This window comes from Vibrio furnissii CIP 102972, from assembly GCF_000176175.1.
In the GTDB taxonomy this organism is placed as follows: Bacteria; Pseudomonadota; Gammaproteobacteria; order Enterobacterales; family Vibrionaceae; genus Vibrio; species Vibrio furnissii.
This window is the reverse complement of record NZ_ACZP01000014.1, coordinates 243526-268513: the sequence shown is the minus strand read 5'-3', so window position 1 is coordinate 268513 and position 24988 is coordinate 243526. Positions and strand designations below refer to the sequence as shown.

At 43.2% G+C, this 24988-nt stretch carries 20 protein-coding genes, 1 pseudogene and 1 riboswitch; of the genes and pseudogenes, 13 read left to right on the top strand and 8 right to left on the bottom strand.

Annotated elements, in window-relative coordinates:
* Positions 1 to 156 precede the first annotated feature (156 nt).
* The 7 genes and pseudogenes from thiM to VFA_RS11440 form a co-directional block, all read right to left on the bottom strand.
* Positions 157 to 951 carry a hydroxyethylthiazole kinase gene (gene thiM / locus VFA_RS11470; protein ID WP_004726986.1) on the bottom strand — a complete coding sequence of 265 codons (795 nt, stop codon included), beginning with the start codon at positions 949 to 951 and terminating at the stop codon, positions 157 to 159.
* Positions 941 to 1633 (bottom strand): thiaminase II, encoded by a 693-nt coding sequence (tenA, locus tag VFA_RS11465; protein ID WP_004726985.1) that lies wholly within the window; start codon positions 1631 to 1633, stop codon positions 941 to 943. The genes thiM and tenA overlap by 11 nt, the downstream gene beginning before the upstream one ends.
* 15 nt (positions 1634 to 1648) lie before the next feature.
* Positions 1649 to 2602 (bottom strand): ABC transporter substrate-binding protein, encoded by a 954-nt coding sequence (locus VFA_RS11460; RefSeq protein ID WP_004726984.1) that lies wholly within the window; start codon positions 2600 to 2602, stop codon positions 1649 to 1651.
* Between the two features lie 24 nt (positions 2603 to 2626).
* A pseudogene (locus VFA_RS11455) lies at positions 2627 to 3352 on the bottom strand (ABC transporter permease); the annotation flags it as partial.
* Positions 3353 to 3419: 67 nt separating this feature from the next.
* Positions 3420 to 4190 carry an ABC transporter ATP-binding protein gene (locus VFA_RS11450; protein ID WP_086027300.1) on the bottom strand — a complete coding sequence of 257 codons (771 nt, stop codon included), beginning with the start codon at positions 4188 to 4190 and terminating at the stop codon, positions 3420 to 3422.
* Positions 4191 to 4239: 49 nt separating this feature from the next.
* A complete protein-coding gene (thiD, locus tag VFA_RS11445; protein WP_004726981.1) occupies positions 4240 to 5100 on the bottom strand; it encodes a bifunctional hydroxymethylpyrimidine kinase/phosphomethylpyrimidine kinase in 861 nt (286 codons plus the stop codon).
* A 96-nt stretch (positions 5101 to 5196) separates the two neighbouring features.
* Positions 5197 to 5304: riboswitch (TPP riboswitch) on the bottom strand.
* 151 nt (positions 5305 to 5455) lie between these two features.
* The gene (locus VFA_RS11440) at positions 5456 to 6823 is read right to left on the bottom strand and encodes an MATE family efflux transporter (protein WP_004726980.1); all 1368 of its coding nucleotides are present in this window, start codon (positions 6821 to 6823) and stop codon (positions 5456 to 5458) included.
* A 121-nt stretch (positions 6824 to 6944) separates the two neighbouring features.
* Here VFA_RS11440 and VFA_RS11435 point away from each other — a divergent pair, with 121 nt between their 5' ends.
* The 13 genes from VFA_RS11435 to manA all read left to right on the top strand — a co-directional run bounded on the left by VFA_RS11435 (position 6945) and on the right by manA (position 22736).
* Complete coding sequence (locus VFA_RS11435) at positions 6945 to 7793, top strand: helix-turn-helix domain-containing protein (RefSeq protein WP_004726979.1); 849 nt, start codon at positions 6945 to 6947, stop codon at positions 7791 to 7793.
* A 255-nt stretch (positions 7794 to 8048) separates the two neighbouring features.
* A complete protein-coding gene (locus VFA_RS11430; RefSeq protein WP_000482741.1) occupies positions 8049 to 8921 on the top strand; it encodes a carbohydrate ABC transporter permease in 873 nt (290 codons plus the stop codon).
* A gap of 1 nt (position 8922) precedes the next feature.
* Positions 8923 to 9861 (top strand): carbohydrate ABC transporter permease, encoded by a 939-nt coding sequence (locus VFA_RS11425; protein ID WP_004726978.1) that lies wholly within the window; start codon positions 8923 to 8925, stop codon positions 9859 to 9861.
* A 2-nt stretch (positions 9862 to 9863) separates the two neighbouring features.
* Positions 9864 to 10481, top strand: coding sequence for a YesL family protein (locus VFA_RS11420; protein ID WP_316244997.1), 618 nt, complete (start codon positions 9864 to 9866; stop codon positions 10479 to 10481).
* A 20-nt stretch (positions 10482 to 10501) separates the two neighbouring features.
* Positions 10502 to 11722 (top strand): AGE family epimerase/isomerase, encoded by a 1221-nt coding sequence (locus VFA_RS11415; RefSeq protein WP_004726976.1) that lies wholly within the window; start codon positions 10502 to 10504, stop codon positions 11720 to 11722.
* A 16-nt stretch (positions 11723 to 11738) separates the two neighbouring features.
* Positions 11739 to 12821, top strand: a complete 1083-nt coding sequence (locus VFA_RS11410) for an ABC transporter ATP-binding protein (protein ID WP_004726975.1) — start codon at positions 11739 to 11741, stop codon at positions 12819 to 12821.
* Positions 12822 to 12969: 148 nt separating this feature from the next.
* Positions 12970 to 13974 (top strand): LacI family DNA-binding transcriptional regulator, encoded by a 1005-nt coding sequence (locus VFA_RS11405; protein WP_038151639.1) that lies wholly within the window; start codon positions 12970 to 12972, stop codon positions 13972 to 13974.
* Between the two features lie 188 nt (positions 13975 to 14162).
* On the top strand, positions 14163 to 15527 hold the full coding sequence (locus VFA_RS11400; RefSeq protein WP_000429531.1) for a phosphohexomutase domain-containing protein: 1365 nt from the start codon (positions 14163 to 14165) through the stop codon (positions 15525 to 15527).
* A 37-nt stretch (positions 15528 to 15564) separates the two neighbouring features.
* Positions 15565 to 16557 carry a glycoside hydrolase family 130 protein gene (locus VFA_RS11395; protein ID WP_000111640.1) on the top strand — a complete coding sequence of 331 codons (993 nt, stop codon included), beginning with the start codon at positions 15565 to 15567 and terminating at the stop codon, positions 16555 to 16557.
* Between the two features lie 127 nt (positions 16558 to 16684).
* The gene (locus VFA_RS11390) at positions 16685 to 17857 is read left to right on the top strand and encodes a glycoside hydrolase family 130 protein (protein ID WP_004726973.1); all 1173 of its coding nucleotides are present in this window, start codon (positions 16685 to 16687) and stop codon (positions 17855 to 17857) included.
* Positions 17858 to 18159: 302 nt separating this feature from the next.
* Complete coding sequence (locus VFA_RS11385; RefSeq protein ID WP_000773470.1) at positions 18160 to 19449, top strand: carbohydrate porin; 1290 nt, start codon at positions 18160 to 18162, stop codon at positions 19447 to 19449.
* Between the two features lie 77 nt (positions 19450 to 19526).
* Positions 19527 to 21500, top strand: coding sequence for a methyl-accepting chemotaxis protein (locus VFA_RS11380; RefSeq protein ID WP_004726972.1), 1974 nt, complete (start codon positions 19527 to 19529; stop codon positions 21498 to 21500).
* 42 nt (positions 21501 to 21542) lie between these two features.
* The gene (gene manA / locus VFA_RS11375) at positions 21543 to 22736 is read left to right on the top strand and encodes a mannose-6-phosphate isomerase, class I (RefSeq protein ID WP_000569777.1); all 1194 of its coding nucleotides are present in this window, start codon (positions 21543 to 21545) and stop codon (positions 22734 to 22736) included.
* A gap of 121 nt (positions 22737 to 22857) precedes the next feature.
* Here manA and VFA_RS11370 read toward each other — a convergent pair whose 3' ends face one another.
* Positions 22858 to 24861, bottom strand: a complete 2004-nt coding sequence (locus tag VFA_RS11370) for a cellulase family glycosylhydrolase (protein WP_001179672.1) — start codon at positions 24859 to 24861, stop codon at positions 22858 to 22860.
* Positions 24862 to 24988 lie beyond the last annotated feature (127 nt).

The following is a 24988-nucleotide window of genomic DNA, read 5'->3' as shown; positions in this document are numbered from 1 at the left end:
AATAAGGAGATATGAATACGATTTTGCGAAGCCGCTGGCAGTTCACTGGTCGCCAGTATTCAAGAGGCTGGTCAAAGAGGAAATGATAAAAGGAAGGGCGATGGAGCGCCCTTCCTCAAGATGATGCAGTACTTATTTCATCAATTCATCGTTTCATTAAGAAAGACGTTGAATGTTGAGTCGATTCGCTAAGGTGTGCTCATCAAGTTGATACAAGGTATCTAACAAGATGAATTGCAAGCTGCCGGGCCCGCGTGCTTGTTCCGCGGCGATTTCACCCGCGACACCAAGCACGGCCGCTGCTGCCAAACCGGTTTCGTCACCGATGGCGGCAAACGCTCCCGTGAGTGCGGACAGTGTACATCCCATGCCCGTGACGTAGGGCATCATCGCATGGCCATTGCTGAGGGTGATGGTCTGCGATTTAGTCACGATATAATCGGTCTCGCCAGAAATCACCACGTTGGCGCCATATTCCGCCACGAGGCACTGCGCCGCGCCCAAGGCAGCATCGCTGCTATCTAAAGCATCGACCCCTTTACTTGTCGCTTGTTCACCCGCCAGCGCAATGATCTCTGATGCATTCCCTCGAATAATGAGCTTCTCTGCCAAGCGTGCGATTTGGCGGGAGGTGTCGGTGCGCAATGTACTTGCGCCGCAACCGACGGGATCAAGGACGACGACTTTCCCGTTGAGATTCGCTTGTTCGACGGCAAACAGCATGCGGGGTGTCCAAACGCTATCGAGCGTGCCAATGTTGATCACCAGCGCTCCTGCAAATGACATCATTTCTGCCATCTCTTGCTGGGAATGCGCCATGATGGGAGATGCACCGATCGCAAGCAGCGCGTTTGCCGTGTTGTTCATCACCACGTAATTGGTGATGTTCACGACCAAGGGTTTGTGTTGGCGCACTGCGCTCAAGGCTTGCGTGATTTGTTCAGTAAGCATGTTGATTCTCCGATGACGAGTGCTGAGCGTTCAAACCTTGTTGCCAGAATGCAACTTCCATTCGCGTCGCGGTTTTGAAGACCTGAATGAGGTTCTGGCCGCGCTGGCTGTTGATGTCGATTTCAGCCAAGAGCTCATTAAAGTGCGCGGCACCTTGGGCAACGCCAGACTGGAACTCTTCACCGCCATAAAGGGTGATCCAACTGGCGTACGGGTTGCCGTCGATCAGCGTATTTTGATCGTCCATCAGCATTTGACCAATCACGGCATAGCCGATAGAGCAGGGCGCTAATGCGGCGTATAGGTCAACCAAATCTCCGGTCATTCCTGCATCCAACACATAACGTGTGTAGGCCACGGTGCCAAAATCTTCTGCTTCATTTTCCAGATCGGATTCCGTCAATCCCCATTGACCACAGTACGTGACGTGATGCGCGATTTCTGAGTCCAACAGCGCGTGAACACTTGGCAGTGCGCGGCGCATGTCAGTCAAGGTGCGCGCTTTGTAAATCGCCAATGCATAGGCGCGAGCGTATTGTTTTAGAAATAAAAAGTCCTGTTTTAGGTAATGCAAAAAACAAGGCTGAGCCAGCGTGCCGCTGCCCAATTGCTGCACGAAAGCATGCTCCGTGTATGCCTGCCAATCCTCGTGGCAAGCGTCGATCAAATCTTGGTATGTCATGGCTGGGTTGCCTCGTTATTCGTCAAAGTTCGGGACGTAATCTTTTGCTTTAGGAAGCGTGTCGATGATGTGTTGTGCGTACATGAATTTGGCATAATCGTCGTAACGTTTCAGATCAACTGCTGACGGGCGAAGCGCAAAACGGGTGAGTGTGTCATTCCAAGCGCGTTGGTTCAGTTCGTTGTTTAGCGTGTCGGGCGCGTAGGCGACGAACTCTTTCCAAGCGGTTTGTGGATGGTTCACGATGTACGTGACCGCTTGTTCAAGTGCGGTGTTAAAGGCTTTGATGGCTGCTTTGTCGTACGTTTTTGCATTTGCAACGAAAACTAATTCATCATAGGTCGGCACGCCGTGCTCTTCTGGGAAAAAGGCTTTGGCTTGGTAACCTTCCAAGGCAAGTTGGTTGGTTTCGAAGTTACGTAGTCCGCCCCAAATGGCGTCCACTTTACCCGATGCAAGCGCGGAAGAGAGGGCCCAACCGACGTTGATGATCTGAACATCAGACAATTTCACGTTCTCTTGCGCCAGCATGGTGCCGATGGTTGCTTCTTCATTTCCCGCAATCGAAATCCCGATCTTCTTGCCTTTGAGATCCGCAAGGCGATCGTTTTTGCCGTTGTCCAGCACCATCATGGTATTGAGTGGGGTTGCGATGAGCGTTGCTGAGCGAATCAGCGGCAGCCCGGCTGCGACATCCATGGTCAGGCTGGGCTGGTATGAAATTGCCATATCCACTTTGCCTGCCGCGACCAGTTTCGGTGGCGTGCTTGGATCGGCCGGCTCTTGAATGTTGACGTTCAGCCCCTGCGCTTTGAAGTAGCCACGCTCTTTGGCAATGACGATGGGGCCGTGGTTTGGGTTCACGAACCAATCTAACATCAGCGTCAGCTCTTTTTCGGCTGCCATCACGTTCGTTGAGATCATGGCAGCAAGCAGCGCGGCTGCGCTCATCAGTTTGTTTTTATTCATGGCGTTATTCCTTTGAAGTTATGCCTATTTGTTTTCCCAGGGGATGGCTGTTTTTAATAATTTGTCGGTGATGAAGTAGAGTGCGATGGACAGCACGGCGAGGATAAACAGCGCTGCAAACATCTCGTCGATGATCATACGCGCGTTGGCTTGCAGCATCAGATACCCCAAACCTTCGCTTGAGCCGACCCACTCGCCGACGACTGCGCCAATCGGCGCGATCACCACCGCGACACGGATACCCGAGGCCAAGGTTGGCAGCGTCGCAGGTAATTGAATGTGGCGCAGCAGTTGCCATTTCGACGCCCCCATGGTTTTGGCCAAATCCAGATAGCCGGTTGGGGTATTGCGTAAACCGTCGTAACAGCACGTCGTCACAGGAAAGAAGATGATGATTGCGGCCATCACCACTTTTGATGCGATGCCGTAACCAAGCCAAAGCATCAGCACCGGCGCGATAGCAAACACCGGAATTGCTTGGCTGGCGATAAGCAAGGGAAGTAACCAACGTTTGAGCGGTTCGAACAACAACATTTGCAGTGCAAACAGCAACCCCATCGACAAGCCAAGCCCAAGCCCCAGCAGGATTTCCTGCGCGGTGACCCAGGTGTGCGCAAGCAACACGTCGTAGCGTGAAACCAATCGATGCAGCACATCCACGGGGGCTGGCAAAATGAAGCTTGGCATCTGGAACGCCACAACAATCAGTTGCCACAAGCCCAAGATGACCGCCGTGCTGATCGCCACGCGTAGCATCGGATGCGTGACTCGTTCTTTCTTACGAATGCGGGTCGAGACGGCGTTGTATTGAGTCATCTCACGCATAATCGCTCTCCAGTTGATCCAAAATTGCTTGTTGCAAGGTGGCACATTCACCATCCAGTACGCGCGGAGGCAATGAATCTGGCGTTTGCAGATGTTGCGCGTGTGCGGGTGTACCTTGCAGCACATACAGCTGGTTGGCGAGACGAACGGCTTCTTGCGGATCGTGGGTAATCAGGACGACGGTTTTTCCTTGGAGCAGTGTGGCCGATAAGGTTTGCAGCTTGTGGCGGGTCACCGCATCGAGCGCGGAAAAGGGTTCATCCATCAAAACGAATGGTTTGTCCTGCATCAGCGTGCGCGCCAGTGCCACGCGTTGACGCATTCCGCCGGAAAGCTGGGCGGGTTTGGCATCGGCGTAGTCAGCTAATCCAACCTGTTCGAGCAATTGCATCGCTCGCTGTTGCTCAACAACTTGATTTGAGCGAGCGTGAGAAAAGCGGGAACTCAGGCAGACGTTGTTGAGCACGTTGAGCCACGGCAACAACAAATCTTGCTGCGCCATGTAAGCGATGCGGTTGTGCAGCGCAATGCCGTCTGTGGTCGTCAGTTCGCCTTGCCACATCACCTGCTCATCGAGCAGACCGGCGAGATAACGCAACAGGGTGGTTTTCCCGCAGCCACTTCGCCCCAATAAGACGGTCCACTGCCCGGCAGGAAGGGTCATATTGACGCCTGCAAGTGTGGGTGTGGCACTGTCGTTGTATTGCAGACGGGCGTTGGTAAACTGAATGCCAATGCGATTCTCGGATCTCGTTGCATTCATGGACTTCACTGTATTCATGGACTTCATCGTATTCACGGACGTCGTCGTATTAACGAACATTCGCGTGACCTGCAAAGAAGTGGTGAACCGGGCCGCGACCTTGGCCGACGTCTAGTTCATCGGCATGGGCGATGGCTTGAGAGATATACTGTTTCGCCAAATGTACGGCTTTGTGGAGGTTGTTGCCTTGGCCAAGGTAAGAGGCGATCGCAGAAGAAAGCGTGCAGCCTGTGCCGTGCGTGTTTTGCGTGGGAAAACGTGTTGCACGAATCAGTTCCACTGCATCTGGCGTGATCAGCAGGTCATTGCTGCTTTCATCGTCTTCCAAATGACCGCCTTTGAGCAATATCGCTTTGGCGCCAAGCGCACGAAGATCGTCAATCATCGCATTCATTTCAGCTTCAGAGTTGGGAACCGGTTTTCCCGTTAACGCGGCACCTTCTGGAAGATTGGGTGTGATGATGTCCGCAAGCGGAATGAGCGCTTCTTTTAACGTGCTGATTGCGGCGTGTTCGAGCAATAAATCACCGCTGGTGGCGACCATCACGGGGTCTATCACCAGGTGCTTGGGTTGGTACTGTTTAATTTTGTTCGTGACCACGTTGATGATATTGGCATCGGCCAGCATGCCGATTTTAACGGCCACGATATTGAGGTCGGTAAACACGGCATCGAGTTGGCTTTCCACATGATCGAGTGGAATTGGGAAAATGGCGGAGACGCCTTGTGTATTTTGCGAGGTAATGGCGGTAATGACAGAGCAGGCAAAACTGCCTGTTGCCGACATGGCTTTGATGTCGGCCTGAATGCCCGCGCCACCGCCGCTGTCTGAACCAGCGATCGTCAACACGACTGGCGGTGTTGTTGTGGATGGCGTTTGGTGTGAATAAGGCTGTGAATGCTGCGTCATGGTCGCTCCTATAACCAGACGTATAGGAACTGACTTTTACCGCGCTCGCCGATCGATTTCCCGATTAGCCGCTGCTCGCCAAAGGAAGTTCGGCGAAGGCAAATGCTGATAGTTCCCTACGTCAGTGCTAACTGAATCAGGTTCAACGGGTCTCGAATTTCGATCTCAGCCAACGCGTTCAGCGTGGCCCCCCGACTATTTCGCTTGGATGATAACAGGACACATCACCAAGGGATACGTTTTTTCAGTGTTCGTGTTTAAGGTGAATGATGGATCCGTGTGAATAGACTCGGTGCCATTAAACATGAATTGTGATAGAGCAATAACCGTTTTAGCGGCAGGATGAACTTTTTTTCTAACTTAGAACGATTTCATCAGTCAAATCTCGAAGCCAGACTTTTGTTCGATAGCGTCGCCAACACATAAACAACTTAATGAATTCTTCAACGAGCATGAGTGCGTAGACGTATTGGAAATCCATCTGCATGAAAAATGCGCCGACAGCTGTAATGGGTATACCACACAGCCACATTGCCACGAAATCGGTGCGTAAACAGAATGCATTGTCGCCTCCTGATCTTAAAATGCCATTGATCATAATCATGTTAATCATTTTCAGACTGACAGCGATACTTAGTATTGTTATTGCGGGTTTTGAGATTGGCAAAAATTGTTCTGAGTCCATTGCCAATAAGCGTAAAAGCAAAGGTTGTAGTAAAAGCAAAACAGCAGATGAAATAATACCGAGTAAGCCAAAGACCTTAGTAAACATCACGGATGTCTTGAATGCATCGTCATAATTTTTCCCGCCTAAACGTTGTCCAATCATGACAGAACAAGCGACAGAAAGCCCAAAGAACAACGAATAACACAGCGATTCAAATGGGCCTAATGTGCTGTATACCGCAAGTTCCAATGTTCCCATGTGGCCAAAAATCGTCTGATAGACCATTGTTCCCATGGCCCACAACAATGAGTTTGCAACAGCTGGAATGGCTAGTCTTCTATAAGTGATTCTAAGCGTGGCGCTATCTCTAAGTTGAGAGACTGACTGTAGCCAATGTCGTTTGATATGAAAGTAACTCAAAAAAACGGCAAGCTGGACAATCCTTGATATTGTGGTCGCTAAGGCGGCTCCGGCAACACCTAATGCTGGCATACCAAGATTTCCAGATATCAGACCGTAATTCAGTATGATGTTGATGGCAATCGTCATTATTGCGATAAGTAAGGGTGTAAAAGCGTCATTCGTAGAGCGCATGGTTGACTCGAATACGATAACTAAATGGGTCAGAAGTAATACGGGGGATGCGTACCACAGATATTCAGAACCGAGTCGGACGACATTCATGTCATTGGTTTGGATATGAAGTATATGATCCGAAAACACAACAAATATGACACTGATGGGGGTCAAAAGAATCGTTCCGGCTTTGATAGCAATTATGGTGACCGTTTTGGCTGATGTTGGGTCGTTCTTCCCCCAAAATTGTGCAATTAAAATGCCACTTGCAGTCGATAGACCCGCCATAAGCATGATAGCGACGAAGTGCCATTTAGACGCAAGACCGACCGCCGCGGTCGCTTCTGTCCCAAAGTTACTCACCATCAATACGTCAGCTAAAGACAGTATTGCGACTAAAGCACTTTGTATTGCAACGGGCAGGCCGATTCTGACCGTTTGAGAAAGCAAATTTTTGTCTTTATTATCGATTTGAAACATGTAGGCTACGTCTCATCGTTGAATGAATTTGGATGTGCGAACTTTAAGCGAACGAATAACGATTGAGAATGTTGTGTTCAGGTGAAAATCTGTTCGAATCCGTCATGTGAGAGGTTAAGCAATGTGTAAAATTTGGAATGATGAAGTTTATCTTGCTGCCGAATGTGAAGAGCGCTTCCTTGTTGCGTCCGATATCGCAGAGATGAAGCAGTATGATATTTTCATGGCTGGTCTTGCTCATCTTAAAGAGGGTTATCGAGTCGAGCGCTCTCGGCCTGATATTCATACTGTGCTGGTGACATTAGAAGGCGCGGGAGTACTTTCTACAGATGAAGGTGTTTTTGATATATTGCCCAATACAATCACAGTACTACCGAGTGAGAAGCCATTTTGTTTTGAGCTTGCTTACCCATGCAAGTCTTGGAAAATGGTTTGGCTCCTTTTACATAGTTCAGACACTTGGACAAATTTGTTACGAATCAATCGTCCGGTTATTCACTTTGATGCTTGTGAATCTATTTGGTCTCTTACTTCGTTGATTTACAGAGAAATTGGCGGCCGTTCTGCTTTTAGGAACATGATGCTAAGTGAGTTGGCGAAAGTATTGTCTAGTGTTACCGCGAATATTTCAGATACTCATATGCGGGTACTTAGTGTGTTGAATAGCGTCGAATCGCAACTGCATCTTGATTGGAAAGTGTCGACAATCGCTGAACTTACTTTTCTGAGTGAAGAACAGTTAAATCGTGTTGTTAAGCAGCTTGTTGGTATGTCGCCGCGTGATTATCTTTTAACTTTACGCATGAAAAAAGCGACGGATTTGCTGAGCCACAAAGATTGGTCGATAGCGATGATTGCTTTACGATTAGGTTACAAAGACCCTAATAACTTCACTCATCGGTTTAAAAAGCACTTTGGAAAGCCGCCTACTCACTACAGAGCATCATTATTACCAAGCAAATTAACTTAAATTCGTAACGTTTCGATTTTGTTGGGTTCTCATAATTAGGAGAGAATCTTGTTTCTTTAACAAAGCGGACATATGTGGGCTTTGATCACAAATGATAGGGTGGAGAGGTACTGTTTATTGATCCGTTTCACATTAACCTTATGTGACGCTTATAGTTGATTGCGATGACAAAATCGTAACGTTAAGATTTGTTCGGGAATGAGATGAATTAGTCTGACTGAACTAGTTGAAGGTTGGACGTTATTGGGAGTTTTTATGTTTAACTTAACGTTAAAGCAGCAGCAGAGGTTGATTATTGTCATGTTCTTGGCGATACCATTGACATTACTATTTACCTTTTCGTATTACCCTGCCAGCCAACTGTTTTACATGAGTGTTACCGACTGGGATGGTTATGCACCAGTCAAAAATTTTATTGGTCTAGAAAATTATACGTACTTATGGGAAGAACCTGATCAGTTGAATCCTTTGTTAGTGACGTTGTACTACTTTGCAGGCGCGGTCATTCAACTGACTCTGTCACTGTGGTTTGCTGTACTGGTCAATTCCAAACTCGCTGGCCGGAATTTGTTTAAGACACTACTTTTTATCCCGTTTGTTTTGAATGCAGTCGCGGCCTCGATGGTTTTTCAAATTTTCTACCAAGTCGATGGCGCGTTAGATAGCTTCTTGATCTTGATTGGTTTGGATGATTGGATTAAGCCTTGGTTAATGGATCGCAATGTTGTTAACTGGGCGCTTGTTGCAGCATCGATTTGGCGTTATTTGGGCTTTAACCTAATTCTATTTTTTGGTGTCTTACAGTCGATTCCGCAAGACCAATATGAAGCCGCACGAATTGAAGGGGCTAGTGAATGGCAACAATTCCGCTTTATTACGTTACCTTCCATTAAACTCGTGATCGGATTGCAAGTGCTGTTAGCATTTGTGGGGTCCCTGTCGGTGTTTGAAATCCCTATGATCATTACGAAAGGTGCAAACGGAACCAAGACCTTTGTAATGGCTACATTGGAAACTGCATTCAATTTCAATGATTTTGGCCTTGCCTCTGCGATGGCAGTGCTACTGCTGATGATCGTTGTCTTGTTTATGATTCTTCAAAAAGTGTTGTTTAAAGGAGAAAACTGATATGTCTGAACAAACCACTGCAACGACATATGAAGAGCAACTGGTTATCAATAGAGTTGAGCGTTCTAAACGAGAAATGCGAAAAGCCCGTTTTAGAAAAAATATGTCAAATCCTTCATGGGTATTTTGGTCAGGTTTTAAGTATCTCACATTAGCTTTGGCTTCATTAGCTGTACTTGTACCACCATATTCTGTTCTTATGGCATCGTTTAAGACACTGGATGAGTATTATAATACGAGTAAGGTTGGTATACCTGATTCGTTTCTTAACTTTAGTAATTATATTAAAGTGTTTACCGATGGTGATCTCGGTTTAGCTTTTCTCAATACCGGGACTATTTTATTAATTTCGTTGTTTTTTACTATCGTCTTCGGAACCCAAGTTGCCTATGTGTTATCGAGATTTGAATTTCGTGGGAAGAAGTTAGTTTTATTAGCTTACGTTGTTGCTATGGTTATACCTGCGGTTACCACACAAGTCGCGACCTTCGAAGTTATCAAGTCATTGGGATTAATCAATAATAAAGCTTCAGTCGTATTATTATATATTGGTGCTGATGTTGTAATGATCTATGTTTTCCTTCAATTCATGAAAGGTATTCCTGTCGAACTTGATGAGGCCGCAAAAATGGAAGGGGCATCGTATTTTCTTATCTATAGAAAGATTATTCTGCCTTTGTTGAAACCAGCTATCGCGACCATCATCATCCTACGAACTATTTTTATCTACAACGATTTTTATTTCCCTTTGTTGTACTTGCCAGAATCTTCACAGGTAACAGTATCGACAGCTCTCTATAAATTTACATCGGTATTCGGTACGGAATGGACCACAATATCTGCAGGAATTATTATTATTCTTGTACCTTCGGTCGTCATCTTCCTATCCCTACAGAAGCAAATTTATGCGGGTGTAACTAACGGTGCGGTGAAGGGATAAAGATGATGTCAACGTCGCCTTTGATCAATTTTTGTCGGTGGTTATCGCGTTTGGTTTGGTTGAATATTACATGGGTTTTGTTCACACTAATCGGTGGTGTTGTCTTTGGTTTTTTCCCTGCGACCGTCACAATGTGTTTCATCATCCGACAATATCTTAACGGTGCTGAAAAATCGACGCTCAAGACGATGTGGACTGTCTTTAAACGTGAATTTTTACGAAGTAATAAAGTTGGTTGGGCAGTATTAATACCTACATTGTCACTTCTCTGGTACGTAAATTGGGGAATAATAAATTTAAGTGAATTATATTCGCTTATAGCAATAAGTTTCTTCCCTTTAACGTTATTACTAATCGCATTAATATACTATTTGATGATTCAAATCAGTATTTATGATACAGATGGAATAAAAAATAATTTTGTTAGTGCTTTATCATTGTTGATAAATGATAAGCAGACATTCCTAATGACGATTTTGGTAGGGATGATATTTGTATTGTTTGGTTTGTTCTTTCCGATAATTTTTTTGTTATTCGGTCTTTCACCTATATGTTTTTGCACAATTGCCTTACTTTGGTTGAAAAATAGTGAATTCCAATACAATGCGTATGATTCATAACCAAAATTACGAGAGAAATTATGTTAGATTTAAATAAGTTTAAAAATGAGATTGCGGCAGAAGCTGAGCATATTCTAGATTTTTGGCTAAAATTCCAAGATACAAATCTAGGTGGATTTTACTGTTTTGCTGATTTTGTTGGTAACATTGATCCGGAGCATGACAAAGCTGTTCTACTCCATTCAAGAATATTGTGGACGTTTTCTGCCGCATACCGAGTCTTAAAAAAAGAAGCGTATCTACGAGCTGCTGAGCATTGCTACCAATTCCTTGTGGATAAAGCGATCGACAAGGAAAATGGTGGCGTCTATTGGCTTTTAGATAAAAATGGTAACGTTACGGATTCGCAGAAGCATGTTTATAATCAAGGATTTGCTATTTATGCGTTGTGCGAATTCTATTTAGCGACAGGCAATCAAACGGCTTTAGATACAGCATTATCGCTCTTTGACTTGATAGAGAAACATGCCTTTGATGTGGCATACGGTGGTTACCGAGAAGCATTTGATCGGTATTGGAACCCAATAGAGAATCAGCTGGTGTGTGACACTGCAGAAGGCATCCTCGCTGAAAAATCAATGAACACGCACTTACATGTATTAGAAGCGTACACCGTGCTTCACCAAGCAACACAACTTCCAAAGGTAGCAGAAAAGCTAGAAATGTTATGTACATTGATGTCCACAAAAGTTGTGGATGAGAATATGCATTATGGCCTGTTTTTTACCCGTGATTGGCGCTGCGTTTCTAAGGATGTGTCCTATGGGCATGACATTGAGGGTTCCTGGCTTATCGATCTAGCGGCTCATGAGTTAAACAACGAGCAATTGTTGACGCAGATTGTTGACCAAAGCTATGAAATGGCGATAGTGACGAGTACTGAAGGCGTTGATAAAGACGGCGCCGTTTTCAATGAGTTGCGGGAAGGTCATTTACTTGACTCCGACCGGATTTGGTGGGTTCAGGCAGAAGCCATGGTTGGATTTTTCAATGCATATCAGAAAAAACAAGCGCCAATGTTTCTAGAAAACGCTCAGATGTGCTGGAACGTCATTAAAGGGCAGCTAAAAGATCGCCTAAACGGTGAGTGGTTTTGGAAAGTCAATCGGTATGGGAAACCCTACAAGGAGACCCCTAAAGTTGAGCCTTGGAAATGCCCATATCATAACGGGCGTGCTTGTATTGAAATGATCAAACGAATTGAGTTAGTCGGTGCTGCTCAAAAGGCCACAATTGTATAAACGTGAGGATGACAACATGCATGCTGTAGAAGTAAAAAAACTAAATAAATCTTTTGGTAAAACGGTCATCCTAAATGACATTGATTTGGAAATGGAAGCTGGAGGCTTCACGGTGCTTCTGGGGCCTTCTGGCTGCGGTAAGTCGACTCTGCTTCGCCTTATCGCTGGATTAGAAGATGTCACTTCTGGCCAAGTGGTGATTGGCGGTAAAGACGTGACGCTCGCAGACCCTAAAGATCGTGATATCGCTATGGTATTTCAATCCTACGCGCTGTTCCCTCATATGACGGTCAGTGAAAATATCGGCTTCGGTATGAAAATTAATAAGAAGCCAGCTGACCAGATAGCGCAGCGTGTGAAAGAAGTTGCTGATATGTTGCAAATTGGTCATTTGCTTGACCGAACGCCGGCTCAATTGTCTGGTGGACAAAGACAACGTGTTGCCATTGGTCGAGCATTGATGCGACAGCCCAAAGTGTTCTTGTTTGATGAACCATTATCTAACCTCGATGCAAAACTACGTGGTGAGATGAGGCTCGAGTTGAAAAAGCTACATGCGACTTTGGACTCAACGATCATCTATGTGACTCATGACCAAATTGAGGCGATGACTCTGGCGACCAAAATCGTACTGCTGAATAAAGGTATCCCACAGCAAATCGGGACACCTTATGAGATTTACAACAAGCCAGCGAATGTGTTTGTCGCGAAGTTTGTGGGAGCACCGCAGATCAATTTGTTGAAAGGTCTGTTGTATAAAGAGGGCGATCGATGGGGGGTACTGGTTGATAATGTATGGATCCCTGTGGATGGGTATGAGTTTTCAGAGAAGCCGGTAAGTGATCGTAAAGTGTTATTTGGTATTCGTCCTGAACATGTGACTCAATCACCGCTCAATAGCCATTTTGAGATTCAGTTGCCAGTCAACGCTTTTGAGATGACCGGTTCTGAAACACTTGCGGAGTTTGATATGTATGGGCAACCGCTGAGATCTAAGCTCGATGCTAACCAGCAAATCAAGAATGGAGAATCGCTCAATCTGCATTTGAATCTTCAAAACGTATCGATTTTCTGTGCTGCTACTGAAGAACGAATTTAGTCTATCTATACTCTCCACTAATAAGAACAGGCATTAACTGCCTGTTTTTTTTGATTCAGTTAAAATTTTACCAACATAGACTTGAGTCCTGATTGCTTCAATGCGACACTTTCTTAACGTTACGAATTTTTGCAGCCCGAAGAAATTTATGTCTAAAGCTACGTTAAAAACTATTGCTGAGTTTACTGGATTATCGGTTACCACGGTCTCTCGTGCTTTGAAAGACGGAGATGATGTCAAACAACCCACGAAAGACAAAGTAAAAGCAGCAGCAGAAAAGCTAGGGTATCGACCGAATCTTTCTGGTTTAGGATTGAGAACGGGGATCAACTACAATATTTGTGCGATTTTACCGGTGACAAAACCCGGTGATATTGTCGGTGATGTCGGTACTCTAGCGCTCATCGCCGGGTTGACTGCGGGCCTTGAGGGAACACCATTCCATCTGACAGTGTTACCTTTAGAACCGGGACAGGATCCGCTGATTCCGGTCAAATATGCTGTAGAAAACAACTTGGCTGGTGGTATTATTTTTAACCTGACTCTGACTCAAGACGAACGAGTGACATATCTCCACGAGCAAGGTATTCCATTTGTCACTTTTGGTCAGACGGAGATGAGTGTCGAGCACGCATATGTCGATATCGATAACTATGATATCGGGTATCGAGCGGCAAGTTATCTATACGACAAAGGATGTGAGCATATTCGTTTGCTCAGCTCCTCACAAGTATATACCTACGCCTGGCATAAGTATTACGGTGTCAAAAGGGCATCCATGGAATACGGAATGTCTTTTGCCAAAGACAAAGACATTATCTTTGACACTGATGTTGATAACTATCGAGATTACGCAAAACGATTGATGGAAGGAGAGAATGCTCCAGACGGTATCATCTGTGGTTCTGAGATCAGTGCTTGCGGTATGATTGCCGGGATTCAAGATGCGGGTAAACAGATCGGAAAAGACATAGAATTGATTGCGGTAGAAACGTGTGATTTGCCTAGCTTTTTTATGCCGCCAATTCCGGGTTTAAGGCAAGATTTTCACAGTGTCGGTAAGATGTTGTCTCGCTACATCGTCAAGTGTGTTGAGGGGGCGGATCCAAAAGATCTGAGATATGTCGAAAAAACAACGCTATATCCTCGATAACTAATTACGGTGCAATCGTAAGCCTTTCATTTTAGAGCCAGAACGAGAAGTTCTGGCTTTCTTTTTAGTGTTGTTTCGCCTGTTAAAACTCAATATACATCACACTTATTGTCTAAATAATGCAGATGTTCTTGAAACTTTTTGGCAAAAACTCAAAAATGGTAACGTTACGATTTTTGGAGAGAATAATGGAAAACTTAGTCCAAGCATTTAAAGCTTATGACATTCGAGGTCGGCTGCCAGATGAATTGAATGAAGATATTGCTTACCGAATTGGTCGAGCATACGCGGAGTATCTTCAGGCAAAACAAGTCGCGGTTGGCTACGATATTCGTTTAAGTAGTGAGTCTTTGGCATCTTCACTTCGCAAGGGGCTGATCGATGGTGGTTCTGAAGTCATTGACCTAGGTTTAGTTGGAACAGAAGAGGTCTATTTTGCGACGAGCCATTTAAACCTCGATGGCGGCATCATGGTGACTGCTAGCCATAATCCGAAAGAATACAACGGAATGAAGCTTGTTCGCGAACAATCCAAACCGATTAGCGGTGACACGGGTTTAAATGACATTAAGGCGCTCGTACAGTCCCAACCCTATTTACCTTCCAACGATATTGCTCTTTATGACAAAAAATCGAAACGTTACGATATATCGGGTGAGTATACGAAACATTTGCTTGGTTACATCAATAAAAGCGAACTAAGGCCATTGCGTATCGTCGTGAATGCAGGCAATGGTGCCGCTGGCCATATGATTGACAATCTAGAAGCTCATTTACCGTTTGAGTTCATAAAAATCAATCATACGCCTGACGGCAATTTCCCTAATGGGATACCGAACCCATTATTACCTGACAATCGACAAGCGACAATTGACGCCGTTATCGAAAAGAAAGCCGATTTTGGTGTTGCTTGGGATGGTGATGTTGACCGCTGTTTTTTATTTGATGAAAACGGTTGTTTTATCGAAGGTTATTACATCGTAGGTATGTTGGCTCAAGCGTTTCTTGATAAAGAACCGGGTGCAAAGATCATCCATGACCCTCGATTAACGTGGAATACCATCGATGTAGTTTCGAATTCTGGTGGTGTTGCCATTCAATCAAAAACTGGGCATGCGTTTATCAAAGAGCGAATGCGTCAAGAGGACGCTGTCTATGGTGGGGAAATGTCTGCACACCATTATTTCCGAGACTTCGCTTATTGTGACTCGGGTATGCTGCCTTGGTTATTGATTGCTGAACTCGTATCAAAAACAGGTTTGAGCTTATCTCAATTCGTATCCAAAGCTCAAACCTGCTATCCAATTTCGGGCGAGATAAATCGTACTGTTCCGAATCCTGAAGTTGCGGTTAACCGAGTCTGGGATGCCTTCATTGATAGTGCGGTTGTGACAGATATTACTGATGGTATCAGTATGGAATTTGAAGATTGGCGATTTAATCTACGCTCCTCCAACACTGAGCCTGTTGTTCGTTTGAACGTTGAATCGAAGCGTAACCCTATCTTAGTTGAACAGAAAACAAATCAGATTCTGGCGCTGTTACAACAGTAGTACCTTCTTTTTTTGATTTTTAAGTTTGGAGAATAAAATGTCTGTAAAAATTATTGGTGATGCAATTCCTAACATGCCTTGGCAAGAGAAGCCTGTTGGCGAAGAAGGGGTTATGTGGCGTCACTCTGAGAATCCTATCATCGACTGGAACCCGTTTCCTGCCGCTGCTCGAGTGTATAACTCTGCCGTCGTACCGTTTAATGGCGAGTTTATCGGTGTATTTCGTTGTGATTATAAAAATGGTCGTCCGCATTTGCATGTTGGGCATTCAAAAAATGGATTGAATTGGGAATTTCAACAAGATCCTATCCAATGGTTAGATGTTGACGGAAAGCCTTTTCAACCCACATACGCCTATGATCCGCGAGTTGTAAAAATCGAGGACATTTACTACGTGACTTGGTGTACTGATGACCATGGTGCCACGTTGGGTGTTGGTATGACTCGTGATTTCAAAACGTTTACGCGTTTAGAAAATGCATGTGTGCCATTTAACCGCAACGGTGTTTTGTTCCCTCGTAAGGTCAATGGTCAATTTCTGATGTTGAATCGTCCTTCTGATTCCGGCCACACTCCGTTTGGCGATATTTTCCTAAGCCATTCAAATGACATGGAATACTGGGGTAAACATCGCCATGTGATGGGCAAAGGTGGCAATGGCTGGTGGCAGGGAACCAAGATTGGTGCTGGGCCTATTCCTATCGAAACCTCGGAAGGGTGGTTGATGATTTATCATGGCGTATCTGGGACATGCAATGGTTTTGTATACAGTTTTGGTGCTGCATTACTTGATTTAGATGAACCATGGAAAGTGAAATACCGTACTCGAGACTACATTTTAACGCCTGAAAAGAGCTATGAAACAACAGGTTTTGTTCCGAACGTTGCCTTCCCATGTGCCGCGTTGGCGGACTCTGAAACGGGACGAATCGCAGTTTATTATGGAGCGGCTGATACCTATTCAGCTGTCGCCTACACAACTGTTGATGACCTCATGCGTGAATTAAAAACAAAATCTGAAGTTTTCTAACGTCAAACTTTAAATATCAAGCACATAATGATGATAAATCGTAACGTTAAGTTTTTATTTGTCATCATTATAACGATTGTCATTCATCGTCTGATGATGATGTCTGTTTTAAAATTTAGGGTCAAATATGTCTATTTTTAGCCAAAGACTTTCTGATTTGAAATCAGATTTTTCTCGTAATAATGAATATGAAAATTCACCAATTACTCCAGGAAATGGAATTTTTTATCGCTACAAAAAACCTGTATTGACAGCGGCACATGCACCATTGGCTTGGCGTTATGATCTGAATCCAGAAACGAATCCTTTTTTGATGGAACGCCTAGGTATTAATGCTGTATTAAACCCAGGTGCTATCGAGTTAAATGGGAAGTTTTACTTAGTTGCGCGTGTTGAAGGACATGATCGTAAGTCTTTTTTTGCCGTAGCGGAATCAGAAAACGGTGTTGATGGTTTCAAATTCTGGGATAAACCTTGTGTTATTCCGCAGACGATTGAGCCTGATACAAATGTTTACGACATGCGTTTAGTGAAGCATGAAGATGGGTACATTTATGGCCTGTTTTGCACTGAGCGAAAAGATCCTGAAGCTCCCAAAGGCGATGAGTCTTCGGCTGTAGCACAGTGTGGCATTGTACGTACTACTGATTTAAAAACCTGGCAGCGTTTACCAGATCTTAAAACTCGTTCGGCGCAACAACGTAATGTTGTTCTGCATCCTGAGTTTGTAGACGGCAAGTATGCACTTTACACACGACCACAAGATAGCTTTATTGAAGCGGGCAGTGGTGGTGGCATTGGCTGGGGGTACACCGATTCTATGGAAAGTGCTGTGGTTGACATGGAATATGTCATTGATCCAAAGACTTACCATACAATAAAAGAATCTAAGAATGGTCAAGGACCAGCGCCAATTAAGACGAGTCAAGGGTGGTTACACATTGCTCATGGTGTGCGCAATACTGCCGCAGGTCTTCGTTATGTTCTCTATAGTTTTATGACTGCACTCGATAACCCAACGAAAGTGATCCATCGACCTAGCGGATACTTTTTGGCTCCTGAAGGAGAGGAGCGGGTAGGCGATGTGTCCAACGTCGTGTTTTGCAATGGATTAATTGCTCGAGACAATGGTGAAGTGTTTATCTACTACGCATCATCAGATACTCGTTGTCATGTATTAACCACAACTGTCGATCAGTTGGTCGATTATGTGATGAATACACCAGAAGATCCGTTAACATCATATCAATGTGTTGCTCAAAGAATTGAATTAATTAAGTCAAACGAAAAATATGTATGACGCTAAGAGCACGTATGTGCTCTTTTTATTTATCTATAATATTATTTGTGATCTAAGTTATATAAAAAAATAAAAATGTGATGCTTATAGAATATTAATATTAGGTAATCACATGGAAATAGATCTTGGATCTCATTTATGATCATAACTTATATTCTCAATCATAAATGGTGATCGAAATCGTAACGTTACCATTTTTTGTTTTGGTATAGTTACCTCAACCCAAATGAAGCCAGTAAGTAAAAGGATTTTGTTGGGTGGGTCTTTTTGAATTTCAAACAGTAACGATAAGAAGAAGCACTATGAAACTAAATAAATTAGCAAAAGGTATCATCCTTGGATTATTTGTAGCGTCTGCCCCTGCGCTTGCTTTAGAGACTTCAGGAGAGCTACACGGTTATCTCAAATCGGGTCTATTACTCAACGGTGATGGAACACGCTCCAACTCCCTAGGGCTTTTTACCAATTACGGTAAATTCCGTCTTGGGAACGAACAAAACACCAAAATCGAGCTTTTGCCTACAATCAAAATTACCACTGACGAAGGAACATGGGCTCGAGTAAGAGCGAACTTGACGCACGAAACGAAGTGTACAGCAGACTGGAACTGTGTTGATGGGGATGATCATGACATTCAGTTCCGCGAAGGCTACGTTGAAATGGGCGGGTTTTCGTTTGCGCCAGAGAGTGTGTTTTGGGCAGGTAAACGATACAGTTCATCTAACACATCGAGCCATCAATACGATTGGGAGTACATTCAATACAACGGTACCGGTGGTGGCGTTGACAAAATTGATGTTGGCTTCGCAAAAATGGACGTAGGTGTTTACGCTTTTACCCCTAGTGGCGAAAACTCTGCAGATCCTGACGATAGCTCGACCCAAGGTTATCCAGAAGATATTTCTCTTAATGTTTGGTTCAAAAAAATCGCTGATTCAGGTTTAGATTTCCAAGTTGTAGGGCACACAATGGAGAAAAGCTCGTGGCGTCAAAATGGTCCTACAAGTGGTTTGGGATTGACCGCGGTTTATAACTTCGATGGCTTTTATGGCTTAACGAACGGCTACTCTCGCATTACTGCTCAATATGGTGAAGGTCTTGCTGCGGGGGATTCACTGGGTAAAAACGGTTGGGGTTTTGGTAATGCTAAAGACGCTAAGTCAGCGCGTATTGTTTTTGATGGCCTAGCAAATCTAAGTGAGTCTTGGGAGCTATCTACTTTTGCGTTTTATCAGAGTGATTCAGATTATGCGCCATGGGCCGGTACCAAAACTGGTGCAGATCGCGATATCTACGCAATTGGCGTTCGCCCACATAACCAAATCACCAAAAATTTCGCAATGCAGTATGAACTTGGTTATGAGCATATTAAAGAAGACGTTGCTGACGGCGCAGATGGTGGCTTCTATAAGGCAACTATCGCTCCAACATTGATGCTGGAAACTGGCTTCTGGGCTCGTCCACAAATTCGTGCTTTTGTCACTTATGCGAAATGGGATGATGGTGCATCGTCAAAAATTGATTCTGGTTACACTCGTAATGGTGAAACAGATACATTGAACTTCGGTATTCAAGCGGAAGTTTGGTTCTAGGTTATCTATGTAGATTTACTGTCCTTCTTTGGAGAGAGCATTGCTCTCTCCTTTTTTAATATTGGTGAAGGAATGCCATGAAAGTTGTAACCCAAATTATAATAGCCTTTGTTAGTGTTCTATTGATTCTTACATTGACGAACTCATTCGTAATCTATCATTCAAATTCAGCGAAGGATGACATTGAGTTCGCAATCAATAAATCGCTTTCTTTGAATGAAGTAGCCAGTCAGCTACAAAGTGAAAGTCAAAATATTGATATTCAACTGTCAACTGTTATGAATGCTAATGATGCCAATATTATTAATAATGAAATTTTTTATTTACATGAGAAAATGGATGCCTTTATCAATTCATTGTCTTCATCTCACCTTGCTGATGTGAATTATCTAGAAAATATTGCTGATGATTTAAAGGAAGTTATTGAACAAAAAATATCAATTAAAAAATTAATCCTTGATAAAGAAAATAAAATAAAAACAGATCGAAATGAAATGGAAAATATTTCCGTTTCATCGGCTATTATAATTAAACGAACATTGACAATGTCTAATGAGCCTGATGAGTTTTTAATTAAAGATATAGAGTCATATCTCGAAAAAATAAACGCATCCATAGCAATGACGAATAAGATTTTGTTTGTCGATGATGAAGTCGAAGCAAAAACAGTTGTCAACCAGATGAATAACCTCAAAAGTCTAATTGAGGATGATGAAGAGTTTCTTTATGAAGAATTACCATCGATTAGAAATGAAAAAGATTATATAAGTTCGAATGATAAGTTAATGAGAATCCTCTTTTCTGAAAATAGCATTCCTCAGTCCAAGTTAAATGTCATACGGTATAATGATGAACTTGAACAGTTAAATGTTAATTATCTTGAAAAGAAAGAAGAATTGTCGAGAAAATTAATCGAAATCAGAAACGACGCAAGTAAAAGTAACGAGGTCGTAAAGAAAGATATCTCTATAACACTTGATTCCATTGTTAAAATTCAGCTAGTGTCCTTATTCCTTTGTTGTACTGTTATTGTTGTTTCAGCTTGTATTTTAGCAAGAAAAATAAAAACGCCAATCAATTATTTACTTGATGTGCTTCAAGGGTTAATTAAAGGGAATTATTCCCAATCTGTGACTTGCCAGGGGTGGAGTCTCGAGTTTTCTTTACTTATTCACCAATTAAATGAAGTAATTGTTACTAACAGAGAGTTGATAAATAAAGTAAAGTCGAACAATTTGAGCATATTCTCATCAAGTGAAGATAATGCACGTTGTGTAGACAACCTGCGGGGTCTTAACAATAGTCAAGTATTAGCTGTACATTCTATATCAGCAGCTTCTGAACAGTTAGAACAAACAAGTAAAGAAACGGAAAGTTATATAAATAACACGAGAAATCATACACGAGGAATAAGTAACTCTGTTGATGATGCCATTTGCTTAATCGATGGCAGTGTGGATGGAAATGACTTGTTGAGCGAGATGATTAAAGAAAGTTCACTGACTATTTCAGAGGTTGAGTTTAGGACGAAAGATATTAGAAATATTGTCGATGTTATTAATGATATTGCTAGCCAAACGAATTTGTTGGCACTCAATGCTGCTATTGAGGCCGCTAGGGCAGGAAGTTATGGACGAGGTTTTTCTGTTGTATCTGATGAAGTCAGTAATTTGGCCAAACAAACAACGCAATCCACCAATAAAATACAAAAACTAATTGAAGCATTGAATATGGCTAGTTCTAATGCTGTAGAAAGCATGTCTGTTTGTACTGAACAAATGAAAAAAAATTCAAAGGACTTACAACAAACTAAAGCGGCAATATCTGATATTAGTGAACATGTCTCGGAGTTAGTTCAACAGACAGATATTGTTGCTCAATATGCTCAGGAGCAGTTTCAATCATGTGGACATATTGCGAATTCTGTTTCTTCTGTTGTTCTAGGGTTTGATAAGAGTGTCGAATATTTAGATAACGTTTCTGGAGCGAGTCATAGCTTATTAAGCCTATCTAATGGTCAGAAAGAAGAGCTAAATAAATTTCTAACGTAATTGATTTTTATTGTTGATGTTATTTTATTTTGAGGTGAGAGTATGATTGAAATTAAAGGTGTGATTAAGAACTACGAATGGGGTGGTCATCATTACATTTCCATGATGACAGATTCAGATTTATCAGATATGCCTATGGCAGAGTTGTGGCTTGGCGATCATAAGTCCGGCTCTTCTATGCTTGTTGACGGATCATCGCTTTCAAAATGGATAGAAGCTTCCCCTGAATATCGTCTAGGTAAAAAGTTGGTTCAACGTTTTGGTACTCAACTGCCATATTTGTTTAAAATCCTTGATGTTAAGGAGCCTTTATCTATTCAAGTTCATCCCACACTGGAGCAAGCTAAACAGGGATTTCTTCGAGAGCACTCTCTGGGAATTCCGGTTCAATTGAGAAGTTATATGGATGAGAACCATAAGCCGGAGCTGATGCTCGCACTTTCCGATTTCTATCTGCTACATGGATTTCGTAACGTTACGGAAGCTTTGAATGAACTTAGTTTGTTTAAGTCTTTCGACCCGTTAGTTCGCTTGTATTCAGATCTAGGGATTCAAGGGTTTGTATCGTCAATTTTCGCGTTGCCAGCGGATAGGATCCGGTCTTTGCTTCTTCCTGTGATTGAGCAGTATCGCAACGCTTATCATCAAAATGAAATTTCTAAATCCGAGCCACTTTTTTGGTTTATGAGATCGGTAGAAATTATTCAGAAAAAAGCTAGACCGCTTGACCCTGGTTTGATCATGATTTTTATTATGAACCTGATGTATGTTCCAAAAGGTGGCGTTGTTTTTCAGGATGCTGGGGTGCCGCATGCTTATCTTGAAGGTCAGAATCTTGAGTTAATGGCGAATTCAGACAACGTAGTGCGCTGTGGGCTTACGCCTAAGCATATTGATATCCAAGAACTGCTGGCTATCACTAAATTTTCTCCAATTGTGCCGAAGACTTTAGCCGGTAAACCGAGTTTGGATGGAGGATTAGATTACATTGTAGAATCAGATGATTTCCAACTAAGAGAATATCGACTAGATAAGGGTCAATCGCTTACTACTCCGGATGAGCTGGGAGCTTGTATTTGGTTTGTTCTAAGTGGAGAAATTAGACTCGGAAATCATCACCATTATTCTCGCTCTGGTAGTGCTTTCTATCAACGTCCAGAAGAAGTCAATGTTATCCATGCAACTTCAGATGCTTTGATTTATCGAGCTTCTGTGTCAGCCAGAGTTTTTTCTTAATTCAATTCATTTATGTCGGATCAGCAATAGGGCCTTAGCCTTCTCCGATGTTAAGACACAGGAAGTCACCAGCTAAAACGCCAGCAGTATAGCTGGCGTTTTAGTATCTAGTTTATCTTCTTTAGTAGACAGGTTTAAGAAACTCGATGTCTTCAATGTAGATTGAACCGTTCAGTGGGAATTTATCACCGACAATACAAACAAACATATCAGGTAATTTCTTGGATAGATCCCCTAAGTTGATTTCTACGACTTGTTTATAAAAATATTGACCACCCATTTTCACTTTATCTAGGTCTTTAACTTGAACTCGATGTTTGTCAGCATCAAGCTTAACCCAACCATCACCGAGAGCTGCATAAGGTCTCAGGCCACCTTTATCGTCGTTGTTGACGGGAACGTAGAGTGTGTAGCGCATCTTGGTATGTTGTGAAAAATTAGAAACTGCTTGGTTTCGAATCTTGAGCTCTTCCCAGTCATGTTTACCAGACCAATCTACATTGAGTTGTAGCATTGGCTTGCCCAATTTTTCAGATACTTCAATCGCGGGAGTATTCCAACTGGCTTGCCATGTGCCGTCTTTTTGCCATCCTTGAGTTGTGCGATCACTAAAATCGTATTTAGTCTCGACTTCATATCCCTTAATTGGTCGATTAATGTCAACGCTTGCTTTATCGGTTTGACGCTCACCTTCAGCAAATGTTGCGACGGTGATAAATGTTTTGGCTCCATACCCAATATCGGCAGAAACCAAATTTGCTTCAAAATATCCGTCGCCATTGGTATCAACCATATCTACAGTTAAATCATTCTCCGGAATTCTTAGCTGCATTTTTGTGATTTTATTGCCTAGCTTAGGCATTGGATAACTGCGCGCAGTAAACGTTGGTTCAGATATCTTCATTCCGTCAATTGGGTACGTGAGATACACGGTGTCTTTTGTTGAGTATTCCACTCCTCTCATTTGCTTCGAATGGTTGGTGAGGATCTGTGCCGTGCGACCACCATCATTTAAGATTCTAAAGCCATCATAATCAGGGTACAGGTTATTGGGTTGATCGGGGTCTGTACCGGTTAAAATCCAAAACATACTGCCAGCTAGGCCTGCTTGATAGGCTGTATTTGTCCATTTATGATAGATGAAGTCTCGATTCTGTGGCTCATTCTTGCCAATGCCATACTCTTCAAGTACAGCCGGTTTGTTAGCTTTCTTCGCGGCTTTTGCATGCTCCTTGATCCACTGGGTTCCCCATTCTTCGGCGTTATGTTTTCCCCAGTGTTCAGGGTACAAATGGAATGTACCGTAGTTGATATTGGGCAGCGTGATGATACGTTCCCAATCGACACCTTCACCGCCATTATATGTCCAGTCTGTATTGCCTTCGCGGTTGAAAAAGCCTTCAGACCCTAGAGCGATCAATTGATGCGGTGCAAGCTCTCGAACAAAGTCACTCATCTCTTTGGTCCAATTAAGCAGCAACTCACCCGTGTTATCTGATTGTGCTCTAGGTTCGTTTGCCAGCTCCCAAGTTAAGATGGTTGGTTCGTCTTTATTGATAATACCTGTATAGCGGTTTTTATGTTCTATGAGATGTTTTACGTAGTTTTTATAGGCGTCTTTAATATTGATGTCTTTGTAAAAATCATCATGATGAGTGCCGTTAAACCAGTCGACATATTGTTGCATTCCACCAAAATCGCCCCAGTTGTTCGTCAGTACGATAACCACCCGAATACCACGTTTCTTCGCCTCTGAAACTGTATAGTCCAGTTTCTCTAAAGCGCTTTTAACGCCGGCCGGTGGGGTATATATTCCTGGTTCGGGTTGCATGGTATGCCCATGGCTAACTCCTTCCATAAATCCCCAAACGCGTATGGTGTTCAGTCCCATGTCTTTTGCATCGTCTAAGACGGAATCAATCATGTCATGCGATGCATAATGCATGTAGTAATTGTTCGTGCCAACGATACGAAATGGTTGCCCGCCAACCATGAATGATTGGCCTTGTTGGACAACAAAATTGTTCATTGAGTCGGTAGGAAAGGGATGTGTTGATGTGACCCCACCACCACTACAACCTGCAATGATCGTCAATAGGGGTAGAGCATAGCGGATGTTCTGCATACATAGTCCTTTTTAATGTTTGTATTTTTAACAATGCTATTGTCCTCAAAACTCGATGCAAAATTAATGGTAACGTTTCGATTATGTGTTTTACTTCAATAAATATGACGCTTTGTGACTGCCGTCT

What these genes read in the sequence shown, in the direction of transcription:
- tenA (WP_004726985.1), bottom strand. Translation starts at nt 1,633, where the DNA reads ATGACATACCAAGATTTGATCGACGCTTGCCACGAGGATTGGCAGGCA.
- VFA_RS11420 (WP_316244997.1), top strand. Translation starts at nt 9,864, where the DNA reads ATGATGTCAACGTCGCCTTTGATCAATTTTTGTCGGTGGTTATCGCGT.
- VFA_RS11380 (WP_004726972.1), top strand. Translation starts at nt 19,527, where the DNA reads ATGAAAGTTGTAACCCAAATTATAATAGCCTTTGTTAGTGTTCTATTG.
- VFA_RS11430 (WP_000482741.1), top strand. Translation starts at nt 8,049, where the DNA reads ATGTTTAACTTAACGTTAAAGCAGCAGCAGAGGTTGATTATTGTCATG.
- VFA_RS11400 (WP_000429531.1), top strand. Translation starts at nt 14,163, where the DNA reads ATGGAAAACTTAGTCCAAGCATTTAAAGCTTATGACATTCGAGGTCGG.
- VFA_RS11435 (WP_004726979.1), top strand. Translation starts at nt 6,945, where the DNA reads ATGTGTAAAATTTGGAATGATGAAGTTTATCTTGCTGCCGAATGTGAA.
- VFA_RS11415 (WP_004726976.1), top strand. Translation starts at nt 10,502, where the DNA reads ATGTTAGATTTAAATAAGTTTAAAAATGAGATTGCGGCAGAAGCTGAG.
- VFA_RS11460 (WP_004726984.1), bottom strand. Translation starts at nt 2,602, where the DNA reads ATGAATAAAAACAAACTGATGAGCGCAGCCGCGCTGCTTGCTGCCATG.
- VFA_RS11370 (WP_001179672.1), bottom strand. Translation starts at nt 24,861, where the DNA reads ATGCAGAACATCCGCTATGCTCTACCCCTATTGACGATCATTGCAGGT.
- manA (WP_000569777.1), top strand. Translation starts at nt 21,543, where the DNA reads ATGATTGAAATTAAAGGTGTGATTAAGAACTACGAATGGGGTGGTCAT.
- VFA_RS11425 (WP_004726978.1), top strand. Translation starts at nt 8,923, where the DNA reads ATGTCTGAACAAACCACTGCAACGACATATGAAGAGCAACTGGTTATC.
- thiD (WP_004726981.1), bottom strand. Translation starts at nt 5,100, where the DNA reads ATGACGCAGCATTCACAGCCTTATTCACACCAAACGCCATCCACAACA.
- VFA_RS11405 (WP_038151639.1), top strand. Translation starts at nt 12,970, where the DNA reads ATGTCTAAAGCTACGTTAAAAACTATTGCTGAGTTTACTGGATTATCG.
- VFA_RS11410 (WP_004726975.1), top strand. Translation starts at nt 11,739, where the DNA reads ATGCATGCTGTAGAAGTAAAAAAACTAAATAAATCTTTTGGTAAAACG.
- thiM (WP_004726986.1), bottom strand. Translation starts at nt 951, where the DNA reads ATGCTTACTGAACAAATCACGCAAGCCTTGAGCGCAGTGCGCCAACAC.
- VFA_RS11390 (WP_004726973.1), top strand. Translation starts at nt 16,685, where the DNA reads ATGTCTATTTTTAGCCAAAGACTTTCTGATTTGAAATCAGATTTTTCT.
- VFA_RS11385 (WP_000773470.1), top strand. Translation starts at nt 18,160, where the DNA reads ATGAAACTAAATAAATTAGCAAAAGGTATCATCCTTGGATTATTTGTA.
- VFA_RS11440 (WP_004726980.1), bottom strand. Translation starts at nt 6,823, where the DNA reads ATGTTTCAAATCGATAATAAAGACAAAAATTTGCTTTCTCAAACGGTC.
- VFA_RS11450 (WP_086027300.1), bottom strand. Translation starts at nt 4,190, where the DNA reads ATGAATGCAACGAGATCCGAGAATCGCATTGGCATTCAGTTTACCAAC.
- VFA_RS11395 (WP_000111640.1), top strand. Translation starts at nt 15,565, where the DNA reads ATGTCTGTAAAAATTATTGGTGATGCAATTCCTAACATGCCTTGGCAA.